This is a genomic window from Kitasatospora sp. NPDC094028, from assembly GCF_049543595.1.
Lineage (GTDB): Bacteria > Actinomycetota > Actinomycetes > Streptomycetales > Streptomycetaceae > Kitasatospora.
The window spans coordinates 20,439-39,387 of sequence record NZ_JBMVFA010000036.1 but is presented as its reverse complement, the minus strand read 5'-3'; the positions used below and the strand labels follow the sequence as shown (position 1 = coordinate 39,387).

Below are 18,949 nucleotides of genomic sequence, written 5' to 3'. Positions count from 1 at the left end.
ATCTGAACGGTTAGGCAAGGTGTGCGGTGGGCGAGCTGACCGATCGTCATCCTGCGAGAGCGGCTCAGTGCTTGCGCAGCTGCTCCTGCTGCACCAGGTAGTCCAGCACCTCGGGCATCGCCTCGACGCCGCCGGCCTTGGTCGGCGAGGTGCGGTACTCGCCCTGGACGACCACCGTGGGCAGCTCGTTGATGCCGTACCGGCCGAAGTCGGCGACGGCCTCGTCGACGGACCGGCGCACCTCGGCCGAGCGGTAGGTCTGGCGGAAGCGCTGCGCGTCGACGCCGTGCCGCACCGCCCAGTCGGTGGCGGCGTCCTCGGTGGTGAGGTCGGCCCGGTCGGTGTGGATCGAGCGGAAGGCGGCGATCTGCAGGCGGTCGACCAGGCCCAGGCGATCGAGGGTGTAGAAGAGCCGGGCGTGCGCGCGCTGGGTGTTCTCCTCCGGGCCGCCCGGCCAGATCGCCGGGACACGGCGCAGCGCGACGTCCGCGCGGTGCCGCTCGGCCCAGCCCACCAGCGGCTGTTCGAGCTGCTGGGAGTGGCTGCAGTCGTACCAGAAGAACTCGACGGCCTCGGTGCGGGCGCTCTCGCGCACCGGCTGCGGGTGGTCGAGCTTGACGAACTGGACGCCCTCGGACGGAAGTTGACGGCTCAGCGCACCGGCCTGGACGGGGGACGCGACGATCCCGGCGGCGACGGCGAGCAGGACGGTGGAGCGCAGCAGCGACTTCGAGTTCACACCGGGCAGTGTGCTGGTGACGACCCGTTACCGGCGAGTCGGTACGGTTCGGCCGGGCCGGGATTCGCCCGATCGGCGCAGCACCCGGCCGTTCACCGTGCCCCGGGCGACGTGCTCCGGGCGACGTGCTCCGGCCTCCGAGCGACGTTCTCCGCGCCGGGCTCAGTCGCGCGGCGCCTCGCTCCCGGCCCACACCTCGTCGACCAGCCGCTGCCAGTCGTCCACCACCGCGCCGAGTTCGAAGTGCTCCAGCGCGTGCGCCCGGGCGGCCGCGCCGAGGCCGTCGCGATTGCAGGCCAGCACCTTGCCCAGGGCCTCGGCGAGGGCGAGCGGGTCGCCGGGGGCGACGAGCGCGCCGGTGGCGCCGTCCCGGACCACCTCGCGGACCCAGCCGACGTCGGTCGCGACGGCGGGCACCCCGGCCAGCGCGGCCTCGATCAGCGCGCCGGGCACGCCCTCGCTGTCGCTGGTGAGCAGCAGGGCGTCAGCGGCCCGGTAGAGCGGGACGGGATCGGGCAGCGGGCCGAGGAAGTGGGCGCGGGCGGCGGCCGGGTGGCGGGCCAGGGTCTCGCGCAGCGGGCCGTCGCCGGCGACGGCGAGCCGGACGTCGGGCAGCCGGTCGAGCACGTCGAGCGCGAGGTCGAGCCGCTTCTCGGGAGCTATCGCGCCGATCCAGGCGACCAGCAGGACGTCGGCGGGCAGGCCCAGCGCGTGCCGGGCGGCGCGCCGGTCGGCCCGGCCGTCCGCGGGCGGATAGCTCTCCGCCGCACGGGAGTTGGGGATCACCCGCACCTTGCCCTCGGGCAGCCGGAACTGCTCCTCCAGAACGGTGCGGGCCTCCTCGGTGAGCGTGGTGACGGCGGCCGCGCGGTGCAGCAGCGCGTCACCGCGCGCGCGGCGCAGCCGGTTGGCGGTCCAGTAGCAGGGGTGCCCGACGGAGACGTAGACGAAGGGGGTGCGGGTGCCGGCCAGGGCGAGGGCGCAGGCGGCCAGGGTGTGCGAGCCGTGGGCGAGCACCACGTCGGCGGAGCGGGCGGCGATGCGCAGCGCGCGCAGGGTGCTGGGGCGCAGTCGGCCGGGCCCGAGGACGGCGGCGGGGGCCGGAACCGGCGCGGCGCAGACCCCGTCCGGTCTCCCGCCGCGGGCGTCGGAGCCGGCACCCGCGGCCGGGTGCGGGGCGAGGGCGCAGAGCGCGGAGGCCTGGCCCCGGCGGCCCAGTTCCCGGTGGAGGTCACGGGCGAAGTTCTGGGCGCCGCCGCGGCGTTGGTCACTGATCAGGTGCAGCACGCGAGGGCGGTCTCCGGCCGGTTCGGCCGCCGTATGGTCGGGCATGGACCGACCTTGGCACAGCTCAACGCGCGTTACAGCCCCTTCGCGCAACCTGACGGTGGCCCGTAAGCCCGCGCCCGTACACCCGGTGTGCGCCGATCTGCCGCCGCCGTGCGCCGGTTGCGCCCGCCGTGCGCCCCGACTCGCCCCCGGTCGCGCCGCGGCGCCTCCGACAGCTCCGCCGCACGCCGTGTCAAGGACCGGCTCACACCGCCCGGCCGCCCCGCCCGGCGGCCCGGGATCGACCGGTACGCAGAGGGCCCGCGCGCAGCCCGGCCGCACCCGCCTCGGCGGGCGTGCGGCGGGCACCCGGCCGGAGGACGGCGGGGATCCGGTTACGCGGATCGGGTGAACGCGGTTGGACCTCGGCCCGGCCGCCTCGGCACCATGTCCGACCGGGGCGCGCGCCGAGCCGCCCCATCTCCCCCTCCCCCGTACGGTTTTGGAGTCATCCGGTGTTCAAGGGATTCCGCAGCTTCCTGCTGCGCGGAAACGTGGTGGACCTCGCGGTCGGCATCGTGATCGGCGCGGCCTTCACCGCCGTCGTCACCGGGTTCGTGACCGCCTTCCTCTCTCCGTTGATCGGGGTCGCCACCGGCGCGGTCGGCGACTTCACCCAGAAGACCTTCGACATCGCGGGCGCCGTCTTCCCGTACGGCGTCTTCGTCAACGCGCTGATCAGCTTCGTGCTCGTCGCCGCGGTGATCTACTTCGCCGTGGTGGTGCCGGTCGGCAAGCTGCAGTCGCGCTTCGAGAAGGACAAGCCGGCGCCGGTCGCCAAGGTCGACTGCCCGGAGTGCCTCAGCTCGATCCCGGCCGCGGCCAGCCGCTGCTCGTTCTGCACCTCGGAGGTCGCCGTCCGGCCGGGGCTGCCCGCGCAGTCCCAGGCGCTGCAGTCCAGCTGAGTTCCGGCCAGGGGCAGCGGGCCGCACCGGGGCCACGCGCCGCACCGGGCCAGCGGGCCGCACCGGGGCGACCGAACCAGCCAGTGCCGCCGGGCCCTGCCGGGCGACCGGTCCGGCCGGGGCCGTCCGCCGTGCCGCGGCCACCCGTCCCGACGCAGGTCGGCGGCCGCCGACCGGTGGGCTCGGCGCCGGCTCCGAGGCGCTGACGGGGACCTTATCCCCGAAACATTCACGAGCCCCCGTCGCCAGGTCGGCGGGGGCTCGAATGCGCCGGCGCACGCCCCGTCCGTAAAAGTTTCTCCAGAGGGGCCCTGACCGTCCACCATCCGGCCACCGCAAGGAGTTCCGGCGGTGCCGTCCGGGCGCTGTTCGATCACTGACGGTACGTCGGGGTTGTCCGGAACTGGTTGCCGGTTTGTCCGTTCTTCCTACTTTCGAAACCTTTGTGCGAGCGAAGACTGTGTAAACACTCGAACTGCTCCCCCTCCCGCTCTCCTCAGCAGGCGCATTGTGGGCTTACCGTATGCCCCATGACCTCGCCCCGCTCCTACGACGGAGTCGGCTACCCCTCTCCGTCCTTCTCCTCCAGCACGCCGATCTACGACAGCCTCGTGGCTGAGCGCGGCGTCCCCCAGATCGCGCCCATCAACGTGCCGGCCGCCCTGCCGCCGGCACTGTCGTCCGGTTACGGGAGCGGCCTCGGCCAGTCCTACGACAACCGGTACGGCACCGGGTACGAGAGCGCCGGCAGCAACCTCCCCGCGCTGCCGCCCGCCCGCCTCGCCCTGGGCCCCGGCCCGAGCAGCGCCCCCTCCGCCGGCCCGGCCACCGCGTACATCCCCGCGCAGCCCGCGCCGGCGTACGCCGCCGCTCCGCAGCCGCCCGTCCCCGCTTACGGCGCCCCCCAGCCGTACCAGCGGCCGCAGCCCGCCGCGCCCTCCTTCGGCCAGGGCGGCTACCAGCCGACCGGCGGCCAGAGCTTCGGCGGGCAGAACACCTTCGTCGGCCAGGGCGGCCCGCAGACCTTCGGCGCCCAGCCCGCCGGTGGCCCGAGCGGTTTCGGCCACCCGCAGTCCGGCAGCCAGCCCCAGGGCTTCGGCGCCCCGCAGGGCTTCGGCGGCCCGCAGCCCGCCGGCCCCGGCTTCCCCGGCCCGGGCGCCGACCAGGCCATGGGCAGCACCCAGCTCCTCCCGGCCATGGCGCCGGTCGCGCCCGTCCGCCCGATGCAGCCGCAGCGGCCCGGCGGGTACGGCGAGCCCGGCCAGTTCACCGCCGGGGCGCAGGGCGGCTACCAGCCGCAGGGCCAGGGCTACTGAGCCGCTGACCGAACACCCCGGGCCGCCCCCACCGGCCCGAACCCGCACCACCTGAGCACCACCCGGCGCCCCCTGAACGCCGGGCGAACGGAGAAACGGGTCATCCACGGACCGCCCGGTACGCCCCTCACGGCGACCCGGGCGGTCCGTGCGCGTACAGGGGCACTTCGACGTTCCCGGCCGCTCGGGCAGCCCTCCCGAAGGCGCCGCCGGACGGCCTCCGCGCAGCCCGGGGGGCCTTCCGGACTGCGGGCACCCGGCTGGCAGGATGGGGGAATGCAGCTCACCGGACTCCACGTCTACCCCGTCAAGTCGATGTACCGCCTCAGCCCCGAGAGCGCCGACGTCCAGCCCTGGGGCCTGGCCGGAGACCGCCGCTGGATGCTCGCCGACCCGACCGGACGCTTCGTCAGCCAGCGCGAGAACACCGCCCTCGGCCAGATCCGCCCCGACCTGCTGCCCGGCGGCGCGCTCCGGCTCACCGCCCCGGACGGCTCCCGGATCGAGATCGCCGCCCCCAGCGTCGCGACCGGCGCCCCCCGCGCCGACGTCGAGGTCTGGGGCGACCACTTCCACGCCGCCGAAGCCGACGAGAAGGCCCACGCCTGGATCGCCGAGCACCTCGGCGACTACCGCCTGATCCACCTCGACGACCCGCGCGCCCGGGCGATCGAGCCCGACTTCAGCGAGCCCGGCGAGACCGTCTCGATGGCGGACGGCTACCCGCTGCTGGTCACCACCACCGCCTCGCGGGACCGGCTCAACGAACTGATCGCCGCCGAGAACCCGGACGGCCACGAGCCCCTGCCGATGGAGCGCTTCCGCCCCAGCGTCGTCGTCTCCGGCACCGAGCCCTGGGCCGAGGACGGCTGGCGCCGGATCCGGATCGGCGAGCTCACCTTCAAGGTCGTCAAGCCCTGCGGCCGCTGCATCATCACCACCACCGACCAGGAGTCCGGCGAGCGGCGCGGCAAGGAGCCGCTGCGCACCCTGGCCCGGCACCACCGACTGCTCGGCAAGGCCGCGTTCGGCCAGAACCTCATCCCCGAGCGGCCGGCCGGCGTCGAGGGCGACGTGCTCGGCACGCTGCGGCTCGGCGACGAGGTCGAGGTGCTGGAGGACGGGGCGCACTGGCCGGTGACCGCCGCGGGCTGAACCGGCGGGTGCCGGGCCGGCGGGCGGCGAGTCGGCGGGCGGCGAGTCGGCGGGCGCCGACCTGCGCTGACCTGCGGCGGGGCGCTCCGGCCCGGCGGCGGGCGCTGAACCGGCGCCCGTGCCCCGGCCGGTACGGAACCAGGGCTGTGCGCGCTCGTTGAAACAAGTGGTCGGAACCTGTGGCCGCGGCGGGTGCCACCCGTGTCCGCCCGGCCCCCGCACCACGGCGGGCGGCCGGAGCACCCGCGCGGGCGCGCTACGGTGGGCGGCGGACGGTCGGCACGCCCCGCGCGGACGGACCGTCGATCGCCGGCCCGTTCGCCGGCCCGACGAAGGTGGGCCCGACGAAGGTGGGGACGACCGAGGTGACGAAGGTGGGGACGACAGACCGTCATGGCTGAGCACAGGGTCCGGGTCACCCAGGACAGCGCATCCCGCTGGCGTCGCCGCGCGGGCGAGTACGACACCCTCACGGAGGCGCTGGCGGCCGCCGAACCGGGCGACACCGTGACCGTCCGGCCCGGGACCTTCCGGGAGAACGTGCTGCTCGACAAGGCGGTCACCATCGTCCCGGCCCAGGGACCGGGCACCGTCCGGATCGAACCGGCCGGCGGAGTGGCGCTCACCGTCACCGCCGCCGCGACCGTCCGCGACCTCGTCGTCGAAGCCACCGACAGCTCCTCCCCCGCCGTCCTGGTCACCGGGGCCCAGGCCACCCCGGCGTTCAGCGGCTGCCGGATCGAGACCCGCTCCGCCACCGGCGTCGAGATCACCGACAGCGCCCGGCCCACCCTGCGCGGCTGCGTGATCGCCAACCCCGCCGGCCTCGGCCTGCGGCTGCGCGGCGAGGACACCGCCGCCGCCTTCGAGGACTGCGAGGTCGCCGCCGCCGGACAGGCCGGGCTCGCCGTCCTCGGCGGCGCCACCGCCGCGCTCGACCGCTGCCGCATCCACCACGCCGCCGGCGCCGGCGTCCTGCTCTCCGACCCGGGCAGCGCGGCCGAACTGACCGGCTGCGAGATCTACGAGATCCGCGGCAGCGGCGTCCAGGCCGAGGCCCACGCGGGCGGACGGCTGGTCGACTGCGAGATCCACCGGGTCACCGGCAACGGACTCACCCTCGACGGCGAAGCCGAACTCGCGCTCACCGGCTGCCGGGTGCACGACGTCCCGGAGAACGGCGCCGACCTGCGCGGACGCGCCCGGCTCAGCCTCGCGAACAGCACCATCCGGGACTTCGGACGCGGGGCGCTCTCCGTCTGGGACCAGGGCACCGAAGCCGTCGCCGAGTCCTGCCAGATCCACGGCTCCACCGGCGAGTACCCGGCCCTGTGGGTCAGCGACGGCGCCCGGCTCACCCTCACCGACTGCTCCCTGCACGACCTCCCGGACGCCCTGTTCGTCCTCGACCGGGACTCCGCCGCCACCGCCGCGGGCTGCTCCTTCAGCCGGATCCGCAGCTCGGCGGTCTCGGTCAGCGGCGGCGCGACGGCCTCCCTCACCGCCTGCCGGGTGCAGGAAGCCGGCACCGGGCTGTGGTTCCGCGACCACGGCAGCGGTGGACTGCTCACCGACTGCGAGATCTCGGACGTCGCCACCGGGGTGATCGTCACCAAGGGCGCCGACCCGGTGCTGCGCGACTGCACCGTCCGGGCCAGCACCGACGCCGGGGTGTACGTCTCGGCGCAGGGCCGGGGCACCTTCGAGGACTGCCGGGTCTCGCACGGCAAGGGCTTCGGGTTCCACATCATCGACGGGTGCCGCACCCAGCTCACCCGGTGCCGGGCCGAACAGAACGAGCGAGCCGGGTTCGAGTTCTCCGAACCGGGACCGGTCGCGGAGGGGTGCACCTCGGACGACGTCGGGGCGGCCTTCGGGACGGCCGCGGGGCTGGGAACGGGCTTCGGGGCCGGGACGGGCGGGGGCTTCTCGGCTGGATCGGGCGCGGGCTTCGGGGCGGGTACGGGCTTCGGGGCGGGCGCCGGATCGACCGAGCTGCCGGCGCCGCGGGCCTCCCGACTCAGCACCGCGGCAGCCGCGTTGGCCACCGCCACCGCAACCGCCGGCGGCGCGTCGGCGACCGCGGCGATCGCGCCGATCCCCGACTGCCGACCCGCCGAGGAGGCGCTCGCCGAACTCGACGCACTGGTCGGGCTCGCCACCGTGAAGCAGGAGGTGCGCACCCTGATCGACCTCATCTCGGTCGGGCGGCGGCGCCGACAGGCCGGCCTCAAGGCACCCTCGCTGCGCCGGCACCTGGTCTTCACCGGCGCCCCCGGCACCGGAAAGACCACCGTCGCGCGGCTCTACGGGGAGATCCTCGCCGCGCTCGGGGTCCTCCAGCGCGGACACCTGGTGGAGGTCGCCCGGGTCGACCTGGTCGGCGAACACATCGGCTCCACCGCGATCCGCACCGCCGCCGCCTTCGACCGGGCACGCGGCGGGGTGCTCTTCATCGACGAGGCGTACGCGCTCGCACCGGAGGACGGCGCGCGGGACTTCGGGCGCGAGGCCATCGACACCCTGGTCAAGCTGATGGAGGACCACCGGGACGAGGTGGTCGTCATCGTGGCCGGCTACACCGCCGAGATGGAACGCTTCCTCTCCGCCAACCCCGGTGTCTCGTCCCGCTTCTCACGCACCATCAGCTTCCCGGACTACACGGCGGACGAGCTGCTGGAGATCACCCGGGCCCAGTGCGCGGAGCACGAGTACGCACTCTCCGAGGAGTCCGAGAGCGCGCTGCTCGGCCACTTCGCCCGGCTGGAGCGCGGGCCCAACTTCGGCAACGGGCGCACCGCGCGGCAGGTGTTCGAGACCATGGTCGAGCGCCACGCCGTCCGGGTCGCGCACCTCGCCGACCCGTCCACCGAGGAGCTGCAACTCCTCGTCCCCGCCGACCTGCCGACCACGCCGCTGCCCTGACCGGCTCCCCCGGCTGCCGCGCACGTCCGGAACTCGGCGACGGCGCAGGCGCGTTGAGGCGGATATGGACGTTCTTCTGACGGGCGCCGCGGGCGGGCTGCTGCTGCCGGCCGGACTGGTGGCGCTGTTCTTCCTCGCGGCGGTGGTGCGACGGCTCCGCGCCCGCCCGGCCGCCGGAGACCGCGGCGCGGGCGCCACGGCGACCGAGGAACTGCACGCGCTGCTCTACCCGAGCAAGCGCGTCCAGCTCGAACAGCGGCGGGTCGAGCTGGTGCTGCGGGACGACGAGCTCGACGGGGCGCCGAAGCGCAGCGGGATCGACATCGTGGACGGCCGGGTGGTGATCCGGCGCCGTCCCGAGGGCTGACGGGCGCGACGGCCGGTCGCCGGCCGCTGACCGACGACGGCTGACGGCTGACGGCTGACGGCTGACGGCTAACAGATGTCAGCGGACAGATAACAGATAACAGATGTCAGCTGACAGAATCTGAAATCTGTTATCCGTTCGCTGACATCCGCCAGCCGTTCGCCGCCCGCCGGCCCGGGCGGCCGCTACCCCAGCAGGCACCGCACCAGCAGGTCCACCCGCCGCTCCGCCAGATCCGACTGCAGCCGGCCGCCGCGCGCCAGGGTCACCAGCCCGTGCAGGGACGCCCAGCCCACCTCGGCGAACACGACCGGGTCCTCCTCCCCCGACGCCTCCGCGAAGGTCCCGGCCAGTACGCCGAAGGCCTCGTGCAGCGAGGCGGGCGCCTCGGGCCGGCCGAACGGCAGGTCCGTGACGAGCGTGAACATCGCGTCGTAGAGCGCCGGGTTGGCGAGGCCGAAGGCCAGGTACTCCTTCGCCGCCGCCGCGAACGCCGCCGCCGGCCCGTCCGCTTCGGCGACCACCGCGCGCAGGCTCGCGCCGAGTTCCGCGAACCCCTCCACCGCGACGGCCGCGACGATCTCGGTCTTGCCCGCGAAGTGGCTGTAGAGCACCGGCTGGCTGTACTCGATCCGCTCCGCGAGCCGGCGCGTCGTCACCGCGTCCCAGCCCTCGGCCTCGGCCAGCTCCCGGGCGGTCCTGATGATCAGTTGGTGCCGCTCGGCGCGTTCGCGCTCGCGGCGCTGATGAATCGACATATCCAGACCCTAGCACCGCTAGGCAAACGAGCGGCGAACGACCTTTCGCCATTCTCATTTCTAGCACCGACAGGAACGGGAGCGCGAAAAAGCCGCCGGGCTGCTGCTCCGTGCGCAGCAGCCCGGCGGCCGGCCGTTCGGCGTCAGCCCGTCCAGGCACCGCCCGCCAGGAACGATTCCATGGCCGCGCGGTACGGCGCGATGTCGATCCGCTCACCGGCCAGCCAGTCGTCCGAGTAGTACTTGTCGAGGTAGCGGTCCCCCGGGTCGCAGATCAGGCTCACCACGCTGCCCGTCCGGCCGGCCGCCCGCATCTCGGCGACGACCCGCAGCGCGCCCCACAGTCCCGTCCCGGTGGAGGCGCCGGCCTTCTTCCCGAGCACGTCCTCCAGCACCCGCACCGCCGCGATCGAGGCGGCGTCCGGCACCTTCATCATCCGGTCGATCGCGCCGGACACGAAGCTCGGCTCCATCCGGGGCCGCCCGATGCCCTCGATCCGCGACCCGGTCTCGCAGACCGCGTCCGGGTCGTGGTTCACCCAGCCGTCGAAGAAGCAGGAGTCCTCCGGGTCCGCCACGCAGATCCGGGTGTCGTACTGCATGTAGTGCACGTACCGGGCGATGGTCGCCGAGGTGCCGCCCGTCCCGGCGGTGGCGACGATCCAGGCCGGCTCCGGGTGCGGCTCCAGGCGCAGCTGGGCGAAGACGGACTCGGCGATGTTGTTGTTGCCGCGCCAGTCGGTGGCCCGCTCGGCGTAGGTGAACTGGTCCATGTAGTGCCCGCCGGTCTCCTCGGCGAGCCGGGCGGAGACCTCGTACACCTCGCAGGAGCGCTCGACGAGGTGGCACTCGCCGCCGTGGAACTGGATCAGGTCGATCTTCGCCTGGCTGGTGGTCTTGGCCATGACGGCGATGAAGGGCACGCCGATCAGCTTCGCGAAGTAGGCCTCGGAGACGGCGGTGGAGCCGCTGGAGGCCTCGATGACGGGCTTGCCGGGGCGGATCCAGCCGTTGCAGAGCCCGTACAGGAACAGCGAGCGGGCGAGGCGGTGCTTGAGCGAGCCGGTCGGGTGGGTGGACTCGTCCTTGAGGTAGAGGTCGATGCCCCACTCGGGCGGCAGCGGGAAGCGCAGCAGGTGGGTGTCGGCCGAGCGGTTGGCGTCGGCCTGGACCTTGCGCACCGCTTCCTTGAGCCAGGCGCGGTACTGCGGGTCCGTGCGGTCGACGTCGACGGTCGGCTCGATGCCGTCCGCGACACCGGCGACGCCCGCGCCGCCCGCGCTGCCCGTCGCGCCGGTTCTGGCCGCGCCGTCCGTACCGTGCTGGGTGCTCATGGTCTCTCCCTCGTCGATCCCCCCTCGTGCTCACTACGAGTGTACGAGGGTCACGATAAGTGACCATTTCTGCCGGTCCAGCTTCGGCTTATCGCCTCCGGAGCGACCCGCCCGGAACCCCTGTCGCGTGCTCCCCGCCCGCTACGCCTGCACCGACTGCGGGTCCGCCAGATACGGCCCCCAGCCGAGCTCGGCCGCCCCGGCGAGCGCGCCGTGCGCGAGCTCCGCGCCGACGATCGGCACCCGGCCGCTGCGCCCCCACAGACAGCGCTCGGCGACCACCGCGCGCAGCCGCTCGGGCGCGGCCTCCAGCAGGTCGAGGTGGAGGCCGCTCAGGACCACCCGGTCCGGGTTGAGGATGTTGGCGACCCCCGCGAGCCCGAGGCCGAGCCGGTCGATGACGTGCTCGACCGCCGCCCGCGCCCGTTCGTCGGTGGCCGCGGCCCGGCAGAGGTCGCGCGCCTGGTCGAGCAGCGGGCGCCCCGGCTCCGGGGTGAGGCCGGCGGCGGCGAACAGCGCGTCCGGATCGGTCTCGGAGTTGAGGCAGCCGCGGTTGCCGCACATGCAGGGGCGGCCCTGCGGGTCGACGGTGAGGTGGCCGACCTCCAGGGCCAGGCCGGCGCTGCCGGTGTGCAGGTGGCCGTCGATCACCAGCGCGCCGCCGACGCCGCGGTGGCCGGAGGTGACCAGCAGCAGGTGCCGGGCGCCGCGGCCGGCGCCGTGCCGGTACTCGGCGAGCGCGGCCAGGTTGGCGTCGTTGGCGATGGCGGCGGGCAGCGGGTTCAGGGCGTTCGGGCCGTGGTCCGCGCGGCCGACCTCGACGTCGTACAGGTCCGCGACGGGCGTGCCGCTGGGCCAGGCGAAGTGCAGGGCGGCGAGCGCGGTGCCGTCCGGCTCGGTGACCGGGTTGGGCAGCGCGAGGGCCGCGGCGAGGCAGCGGCGGTCGGTCGCCCGGGTGAGCTCGGCGCCCGCCTGGGCGACCGCGCGCAGCATCCGCACCGGGTCGGTGGCGGCGGGCAGCGGCAGGTGGACGGGCGGGTCGAGCAGCCCGCCGAGGCCGGCCAGGGTGACGCTCAGCCCGTCCGCGTGGATCTGCCCGGCGACCACGACCGGGCCCTGCGGGTCGATCGCCAGCCGGTGCGAGGGGCGGCCGCGGCCGCCGCCGGCCGGGCGGGAGTCGACGGTGATCAGGCCGAGCGCCTCCAGCTCGGCTGTGACGGCACCGGCGGTGGCCCGGGTGACGTCCAGCGCGCGGGTGAGCGCCGAGCGGGTCGGCGCCTGGCCGGTGTGGATGAGCGAGAGCGCGGGGCCGAGCAGCGTCCGACCGCGGTCGGGGGCCGCGCGGCGGTGGGCGTCGCGCTGCGCGTCGGAGCCGTTCCCGGTGCCGGGCCGAGGACTTGAAGGTGAAAGCTGCACGCCCCTATTGTGACTTTGTGCCGCTTCGAAACAAAATCCGCTCGTTCCCCCGGCCCCTATCCCGCCCCGACCGGACCCCGACCCAGTCTCGCAGCACACCCCCGGCGACCGACAGCCCCTGGAGCACCGCGCGCCTCGCGCTCACCGCGATCTTCGCCGTCGACGGCTTCCTCTTCGCCGCCTGGGTCGTCCGCATCCCCGACGTCCGCAGCCAGGTCCACGCCACCCACAGCGCCCTCGGGCTCGCCCTGCTCTGCCTGTCCATCGGCGCCGTCCTGACCATGCCGGCGGTCGGACGGCTCTGCCTACGATACGGCTCGCGCCCGGTCACGGTCGGCTCGCTCACCCTCCTCAGCCTCGCCGTCGCACTGCCCGCGCACGCCCACTCGGTGACCTCGCTCGGCGCGGCCCTGCTGCTCTTCGGCGCTGGGTACGGCGGCGCCAACGTCGCCATGAACAGCGCCGCCGTCGACCTGGTCGCACAGCTGCGCCGGCCCGTGATGCCCAGCTTCCACGCCGGATACAGCCTCGGCGGACTGCTCGGAGCGGGCCTGGGCGGCCTGCTCGCCGACCGGCTGACCACCGCCTGGGCACTCGCGCTCGGCGGGATACTGGGGCTGGCGGTCACCGCCGGCGCGGGCACCCTCCTGCTGCGCAGCCCGGCGGCGCCGATGGTCACGCCGGACAGCGGTACGGCGGAGCGGGGCGACGGCCGCCGCCCGGGGCGCACGGGGGCGGGGCACGTCCGGCTGCTGGTCCTGCTGCTCGGGCTCACCGCGCTGTGCACCGCGTACGGCGAGGGCGCGGTCGCCGACTGGACCACCCTGCACCTCACCGACGACGTGCACACGGGCGCCGGTACGGCCGCCGCCGGGTACGCCGCGTACGCCTTCGCGATGACCAGCGGGCGGGTCGGCGGCACCTGGCTGTCCATCAGGCTCGGCCAGACCCGGCTGATGCTGCTCGGCGGACTGCTCGCGGCGGCCGGGATGGTGCTCGCGGCGCTCGCCCCGGCGGCGGCACCGGCCATCGCCGGGTTCGTCCTGGTCGGCCTCGGGCTCGCCAACCTCTTCCCGCTCGCCATCGCCCGGGCCGGTGCGGCGGGCGGCCCGCAGGGCGTCGCGCTCGCCTCGACCCTCGGGTACGGCGGGATGCTGATCGGCCCGGTGGTGATCGGCTTCCTCGCCGACGCGGTCGGGCTGCCGCTCGCCCTGACCACGGTCGCGGTCGCCGCCTCGACGGCGGCCCTGCTGCCACTGGCGGTGGGGCGAGGGCGCGCGGACGGCTCGGCGACGGGCGGGAGGGCGACCGGCGACGGCTGACGGCTGACGGATCACAGCGAACAACTGACAGCGAACAGATAACAGCTGACAGCTTTCATCATCTGTCAGCTGTTCGCTGTCGGTCGTCCGCCTGTGGCAGGATGCGGCCCCATGACGACCTCCGGACGCATCCAGGTACTGCGGGCGAGCGAGCGCCCGGCCTCCCCGTGGCTCAACGGGGGCGGGGTGACCAGGGAGGTGGCCGGCTTCCCGGCCGGGGCCGGGCTGGACGGCTTCGACTGGCGGGTCAGTCTCGCGGACGTCGCCGCGGCCGGACCGTTCTCCGTGTTCCCGGGCATCGACCGGGTGATCACGCTCGTCGAGGGCGCCGGCATGGTGCTCACCGTGGACGGCGCCGAGCAGCCGGTCGACGCCCCGCTGCGCCCGTTCGCGTTCCCCGGGGACGCCGCGACGGACTGCCGGCTGCTGGGCGGACCGGTGGTGGACTTCAACGTGATGACGCGGCGCGGGCGCGTCGAGGCGACCGTCGAGATCCGCACCGCGTCCGCCACCGTCGACGTCCCGCCCTCCGGCACCGTCCTGCTGGTCTGCCTCGCCGGCGCCGCCGACCTCGACGACGTCGAACTCACCCGCTACGACGCCGCATTGGTCGAGGCGCCGGGCCCGTACGAGCTCCGGATCCCGGTGGACGGCGGGAGCGAGGGCGGAGCCGTGGCCGTCGTCACCTTCCACCCGGCCGCCCGCTGACCGGCCGACCCGCTGACCGGCTGACCGGCTGACCGGCTGACCGGCTGACCGGCTGACCGCAACGGCGCCCCTGCCGCCTGCCGACCTGGCGGGCGGCAGGGGCGCCGCGGTTCGACTCAGCCGCAGAGCACCGGCGTGGCGTGCGCCTGGTCCAGGGCGTTGGTCACGAGGTGCATCGCCGTGGGCGAGAAGGCGATCGCCACGTGCTCGACCAACGTGACCGGGCAGTGGTCCTGCAGCACCACGTTGTCCACGTTCGAGCCGCTCAGGAACTGCGTCCGCCACGGAGTGACGACCTCGTCGTACACCGTGGAGATCACGGTGTAGCGCACGCCCGGCACGATGTCGGGCCGGGAGGCCATCGCCTGGTTGAAGTCCGAGCCGACCGCCTGGTCGCGGCAGGCCTGGCAGGCGGTGTAGATCAGGTCGGCGACCCCGGGGAAGTACGGCGCGAGCTTGGTGATGCCGTCGAGCGTCGTGCCGTGGTTGGACGGGGCCAGCCCGACCAGCGTGCCGACCTTGGCAGCTCCGCCGAGGAACTTCAGGTAGTAGTTGGGCAGCATGCCGCCCTGCGAGTGCCCGACGATGTCGACCTTGGCCGCGCCGGTCGCGGTGCGCACCAGGTCCACGAAGTGGGCGAGTTGGGCCGCCGACTCGGGCACCGCGCGGAGCCCGCCGATCGGGAGCAGCAGGCCGCTTCCGGTCGAGGTGATGCCCGGGACGGTCCCGTAGTCGAGGGCGAAGACGCAGTAGCCGAGCCCCTTGAGCAGCGGGGACAGCGTCAGCCAGTTCTCGTAGCGGTTGGCGAAGGTGCCGTGCACCAGGACCACCGGGTTGGGGTGCGCGGCGGTCGGGCGGCAGTTCCAGTCGTTGGCGCCGGGCGGCGAGGCCACCGAGTCGCCGTCCGGCGGGAGTGCGGTGGCGGCCACGGTGGTCGCGGACGCGGACGCGGTGGCCGCACCTGCCGGGGCCGCCGCCGCGCCGAGCAGCAGTGCCCCGGCCAGCACGGCCGCGCCGAGGGCGCCGCCGACCGTACCGCCGAGCGCACCGCGACGCCCGCCACGGACTCTCCGGCGCAGGTGAGTTGGGGAGAAGCGGAGAAGTGGGGTTCTCAACTGTTGCCTCCACAGCGGAAGTTTGTTACCAACAGGTAACCCGAGTGGCTCCATCATGCGGTCGCCCCTCCGGCCCGGCCCTTGGGCGTTCCCCAGACCTGGACGGTGTTCTCTGTGACCGGTCACAACGCGCCCCACTGCGCCCCCACCCAAGTCCCCGCCCAAGCCCCCACGCACGCAGCCGCGCACGCCACCCCCGCCGACGCCACCCCGGCCGACGCCCCCGCGCCGGACTGGCGCGTCCCGGTGATCGGCGGCCTCCCCGCCGACCTCCGCATCCTCGGCGGCGCCCGCGAGTTGGCCTCGACCGTGATCGCCGCCCTGGTGGAACGCGTACCGGTCTACCGCCGCCTGCCCCAGGAGCAGCTGACCGGCGAACTCACCCGCGACACCGAACGCCGCATCCGCGCCCTCGCGCACACCGCCCGGACCGGACGGCCCGCCCCCGAGGCCGAGTTCACCGCCGTCCGGGAGGCCGCCGCCCGCCGGGCCGAGGAGGGCCTGCCGCTGGACGCCGTCCTGCTCGCCCACCACCTCGGGCTGGAGATCTGCTGGGAGTTCGCCACCCGGCACGCCCGCGCCGGGGACGCCGCCGACCTGCTCGCGCTCAACCGGCTGCTGCTGGACCAGCTCCGCGAGGCCACCGCCGCGGCCGGCGCCGGCTACCAGGACGGCCGGCGCCGGCCCGCCGAACACCGGTCCGCTGCCCGGCAGTCACTGCTCACGGCGCTGCTCGCCGGCGCCCCCGCCGAGGACGCCGCCGCCCGCGCCGGCCTGCGGCTGCCCGCCGCCTACGCCGTGCTCTGCCTGTCCGTCGCCGACCACGCCGACGAGCGCGCGCCCGGGGTGGACCCGGGGATCGCCGCCCTGCGCAAGCTCCGCCGCCTCGGGACCGAACTCGACCACCGGACCCGGCGGTCGGCGCTCTGCGCGCTGACGCCCTCGGGCGGCCTGGTGCTCGTCCCGCTCGCACCCGACCAAAACGACCAGCACCACCAGCACAACCAGCACAACCAGCACAACCAACGCGACCAACGCGACCAACGCGACCAGAACATCCGGATCGGCCCGGACACCCACCGGAGAACCGACGCCTCGTCCGGCCCCCTGCCGGCGGACACCCCCGCCGAGGCCACCTGGGCACAACTCGCCGACGCCGTCACGGCCGTGGCCCGGGCCGCCGGCGCGTCCGTCCAGGCCGGCGCGGCCGCCGCCGTCCCCGCCGAGGTGCCCGGGGCCGCCGCGCTCGCCTGCGAAGTCCTGGACGTGGCCCGGGCGTTCGACCGACCGCCCGGGCTGCACCGACTGGACGACGTGCTCCTCGAATACCAGCTGACCCGGCCCAGCCAGGCCCGCTCCCGGCTCGCCGCGCTCCTCGAACCGCTGGTCGACGGCGGCGAGTTGCTCACTACCCTGCGCACCCACCTGGCCGGCGGCCTGAACCGGCGGCACACCGCGAGCGCCCTGCACCTGCACCCGAACACCGTCGACTACCGGCTGCGCCGGATCGCCGCGCTCACCGGCCTCGACCCGACCCAGCCCGCGGACGTCCTGCGGATCACCGCCGCCATCGCCGCCCGCACCGCCGAACAGGCCGCCCCCGCCGGGTAGTCCCGGCGCCGACCGGCCCGGGTTCCTCCCGGCCGGTCCCGGCGGCGAGCAGGTCGAGCACCGGCCGGGTTCGGGGGCCCAGGCGGGTTCGGGGCCCGGGCGGTTCGGGGCCCGGGCGGTTCGGGGCCCGGCCGGGCGGAGGGCGTGCCCGTGGGTGCGCCCCGGCTGCTCACCGACCTGCTCGGGGACCTCCGCGACGGGCAAGGCCCCGAGGCGTCGGACGGCGTCGAACGGGCGCGGTCTCGGCACGACGCGCCGCCCGCACCCCGCAGGCCGGCCCCGCCCCCGAGAACCCCCGCAGCCGCTACGCCCCCGCCTGCTCCCCCGGCAGCCGCAGGTCCCACCCCACCAGGGCACGCAGTTGCTCCGCCGTCACGTCGTCCGGCACCGGCTGCGGCGCGTCGTGGCGCAGCGGCGGCTGCCAGCCGTCCGCCTCGGTCCAGCGGCGCACGACCTTGGCCGGCGCCCCGGCCACCACGCTGTGGTCGGGCACCTCGCCGCGCACCACCGCGCCCGCCGCGACGACGACGTTGCGCCCGATCCGCGCGCCCGGCAGGATCACCGCGCCGGTGCCGATCCAGCTGCCCGCGCCGATCTCCACCGGCTCGTTGCGCGGCCACTGCTTGCCGATCGGCAGGTCGGTGTCCCGGTACTCGTGCGCCTGGTCGCTCACGTACACGCCCGGGCCGGTCCACACGTCGTCGCCGATGACGATCGACTGGTGGCCGACGATGTGGCTGTCCCGGCCGATCACGCAGCCGCCGCCGATCCGCACGATCGGCTCCGGCCCGAGGTCGAGGCCGGGCAGGAAGCCGGCGCTGATGGTGACCCGCTCGCCGATGATCGAGAACGGCCCGATGGTGATCCACTGCTCGTTGAACACCGCGCCGAGCGGGAAGGCGAGGGTGGTGCCGTCGCCCAACTCGCCGAAGCGGTACGGACCGGGGCTCCGGTTGGTGACCGCGCCGGTCCGCTGCACCCAGCGCCAGCCGCGGTGGACGAGGCGTCCGGCGGCCCGGCGGCCGCCGGCCCGGGCGGCGGCGAGAAGGGAACGGGTTATCGGCATGCGCTCACGTTACCGGCCCGTAGCCTCCGCCCGGACGCCGGGCGGCCAAGATCACACGCCGCGGACCCGTCGCACCCGGGGCGGCGGGGCACACTCCTGCCATGGAGATCTCCGCTCACATCGACGCACTGCGCCGCGAGGGCGCGCTGCTCGCCGACGCCGCCGCCGGCACCGACCTGGCCGCGCCCGTCCCGACCTGCCCGGACTGGCGGCTGGCCGACCTGCTGCGGCACATCGGCAACGTCCACCGCTGGGCCGCCGCCCACCCGGCCCGCGGCCTGCTCGCCCGGCTGGACGAGGCCGACGCCGGCGAGGTGCTCGGGCCGCAGCCGGCCGACGCCGACCTGCTCGACTGGTACCGCGAGGGCCACGCCGCGCTGCTGGACACGCTCACCAACGCCCCGGCCGACGTGGAGTGCTGGACCTTCATCCCCGCGCCCAGCCCGCTGGCGTTCTGGGCCCGGCGCCAGGCGCACGAGACGGCCATCCACCGCATCGACGCCGACTCCGCGGCCGGTACGGCCGGCCCCGAGGTGGACAGCGCCCTCGCCGCGGACGGCATCGACGAGCTGCTGCGCGGCTTCCTGACCCGCGACCGCTCCACGCTGCGCAGCGACCGCCCGCGCACCGTCCTGGTCCGGACGGCCGACAGCCCCGGCGCCTGGCACCTGACCATCAGCCCGGAGCCGCTGGCCGTCACGGCCGGCGGGCCGGACACGCCGGCCGAGCTCACCCTCACCGGCCCGGCGCACGACCTCTACCTGCTGCTGTGGAACCGGCTCCCCGCCGACGAGCGCTCGCGGATCGCCGTCGACGGCGACGCGGACCTGCTCCGCCTGTGGCAGGAGACCGCGGGGGTCTGAGGCCGGGACCGGCGGGCCGG

Annotated in this window: 16 protein-coding genes; 9 read left to right on the top strand and 7 right to left on the bottom strand. The window is 75.2% G+C overall.

The window, feature by feature from the left end; all coding sequences use genetic code 11:
- Window positions 1-64: 64 nt before the first annotated feature.
- Together ACPC54_RS34870 and ACPC54_RS34865 are read right to left on the bottom strand one after the other, a co-directional pair.
- Window positions 65-739: a thiol:disulfide interchange protein DsbA/DsbL gene (locus ACPC54_RS34870; RefSeq protein WP_498970478.1), complete on the bottom strand. Its 675-nt coding sequence runs from the start codon at window positions 737-739 to the stop codon at window positions 65-67.
- A 162-nt stretch (window positions 740-901) separates the two neighbouring features.
- Entirely contained in the window at window positions 902-2,071 is a 1,170-nt protein-coding gene (locus ACPC54_RS34865) for a glycosyltransferase family 4 protein (protein ID WP_498970477.1), read from the bottom strand.
- A gap of 452 nt (window positions 2,072-2,523) precedes the next feature.
- Here ACPC54_RS34865 and mscL point away from each other — a divergent pair, with 452 nt between their 5' ends.
- The 5 genes from mscL to ACPC54_RS34840 all read left to right on the top strand — a co-directional run bounded on the left by mscL (window position 2,524) and on the right by ACPC54_RS34840 (window position 8,736).
- Window positions 2,524-2,973: a large conductance mechanosensitive channel protein MscL gene (gene mscL, locus ACPC54_RS34860; protein WP_498970476.1), complete on the top strand. Its 450-nt coding sequence runs from the start codon at window positions 2,524-2,526 to the stop codon at window positions 2,971-2,973.
- 530 nt (window positions 2,974-3,503) lie between these two features.
- On the top strand, window positions 3,504-4,289 hold the full coding sequence (locus ACPC54_RS34855; protein WP_498970475.1) for a DUF6643 family protein: 786 nt from the start codon (window positions 3,504-3,506) through the stop codon (window positions 4,287-4,289).
- 276 nt (window positions 4,290-4,565) lie between these two features.
- Window positions 4,566-5,444: an MOSC domain-containing protein gene (locus tag ACPC54_RS34850; RefSeq protein WP_498970474.1), complete on the top strand. Its 879-nt coding sequence runs from the start codon at window positions 4,566-4,568 to the stop codon at window positions 5,442-5,444.
- Between the two features lie 393 nt (window positions 5,445-5,837).
- On the top strand, window positions 5,838-8,369 hold the full coding sequence (locus ACPC54_RS34845; protein WP_498970473.1) for a right-handed parallel beta-helix repeat-containing protein: 2,532 nt from the start codon (window positions 5,838-5,840) through the stop codon (window positions 8,367-8,369).
- Window positions 8,370-8,433: 64 nt separating this feature from the next.
- Window positions 8,434-8,736: a DUF6191 domain-containing protein gene (locus tag ACPC54_RS34840; RefSeq protein ID WP_498970472.1), complete on the top strand. Its 303-nt coding sequence runs from the start codon at window positions 8,434-8,436 to the stop codon at window positions 8,734-8,736.
- Between the two features lie 185 nt (window positions 8,737-8,921).
- Here ACPC54_RS34840 and ACPC54_RS34835 read toward each other — a convergent pair whose 3' ends face one another.
- The 3 genes from ACPC54_RS34835 to ACPC54_RS34825 form a co-directional block, all read right to left on the bottom strand.
- Window positions 8,922-9,494, bottom strand: a complete 573-nt coding sequence (locus tag ACPC54_RS34835; protein WP_498970471.1) for a TetR/AcrR family transcriptional regulator — start codon at window positions 9,492-9,494, stop codon at window positions 8,922-8,924.
- Window positions 9,495-9,637: 143 nt separating this feature from the next.
- Complete coding sequence (locus tag ACPC54_RS34830; protein ID WP_498970470.1) at window positions 9,638-10,828, bottom strand: PLP-dependent cysteine synthase family protein; 1,191 nt, start codon at window positions 10,826-10,828, stop codon at window positions 9,638-9,640.
- 141 nt (window positions 10,829-10,969) lie between these two features.
- Complete coding sequence (locus ACPC54_RS34825; RefSeq protein WP_498970469.1) at window positions 10,970-12,244, bottom strand: ROK family protein; 1,275 nt, start codon at window positions 12,242-12,244, stop codon at window positions 10,970-10,972.
- 17 nt (window positions 12,245-12,261) lie between these two features.
- Between ACPC54_RS34825 and ACPC54_RS34820 the strand changes: the two genes are divergently transcribed.
- Both ACPC54_RS34820 and ACPC54_RS34815 read left to right on the top strand, forming a co-directional pair.
- Window positions 12,262-13,566, top strand: coding sequence for an MFS transporter (locus tag ACPC54_RS34820; RefSeq protein ID WP_498970468.1), 1,305 nt, complete (start codon window positions 12,262-12,264; stop codon window positions 13,564-13,566).
- 111 nt (window positions 13,567-13,677) lie between these two features.
- Window positions 13,678-14,274: a HutD/Ves family protein gene (locus ACPC54_RS34815; protein WP_498970467.1), complete on the top strand. Its 597-nt coding sequence runs from the start codon at window positions 13,678-13,680 to the stop codon at window positions 14,272-14,274.
- A gap of 116 nt (window positions 14,275-14,390) precedes the next feature.
- Here the strand turns inward: ACPC54_RS34815 and ACPC54_RS34810 are convergent, their stop codons facing one another.
- Window positions 14,391-15,278 (bottom strand): esterase/lipase family protein, encoded by an 888-nt coding sequence (locus ACPC54_RS34810; RefSeq protein WP_498970531.1) that lies wholly within the window; start codon window positions 15,276-15,278, stop codon window positions 14,391-14,393.
- Window positions 15,279-15,503: 225 nt separating this feature from the next.
- Here ACPC54_RS34810 and ACPC54_RS34805 point away from each other — a divergent pair, with 225 nt between their 5' ends.
- Window positions 15,504-17,000 (top strand): PucR family transcriptional regulator, encoded by a 1,497-nt coding sequence (locus tag ACPC54_RS34805; protein ID WP_498970466.1) that lies wholly within the window; start codon window positions 15,504-15,506, stop codon window positions 16,998-17,000.
- A gap of 304 nt (window positions 17,001-17,304) precedes the next feature.
- Here the strand turns inward: ACPC54_RS34805 and ACPC54_RS34800 are convergent, their stop codons facing one another.
- On the bottom strand, window positions 17,305-18,066 hold the full coding sequence (locus ACPC54_RS34800) for an acyltransferase (protein ID WP_498970465.1): 762 nt from the start codon (window positions 18,064-18,066) through the stop codon (window positions 17,305-17,307).
- A 101-nt stretch (window positions 18,067-18,167) separates the two neighbouring features.
- On the opposite strand from ACPC54_RS34800, the gene ACPC54_RS34795 reads away from it, so the two are divergent.
- Entirely contained in the window at window positions 18,168-18,929 is a 762-nt protein-coding gene (locus ACPC54_RS34795; RefSeq protein ID WP_498970464.1) for a maleylpyruvate isomerase family mycothiol-dependent enzyme, read from the top strand.
- Window positions 18,930-18,949: the final 20 nt, after the last annotated feature.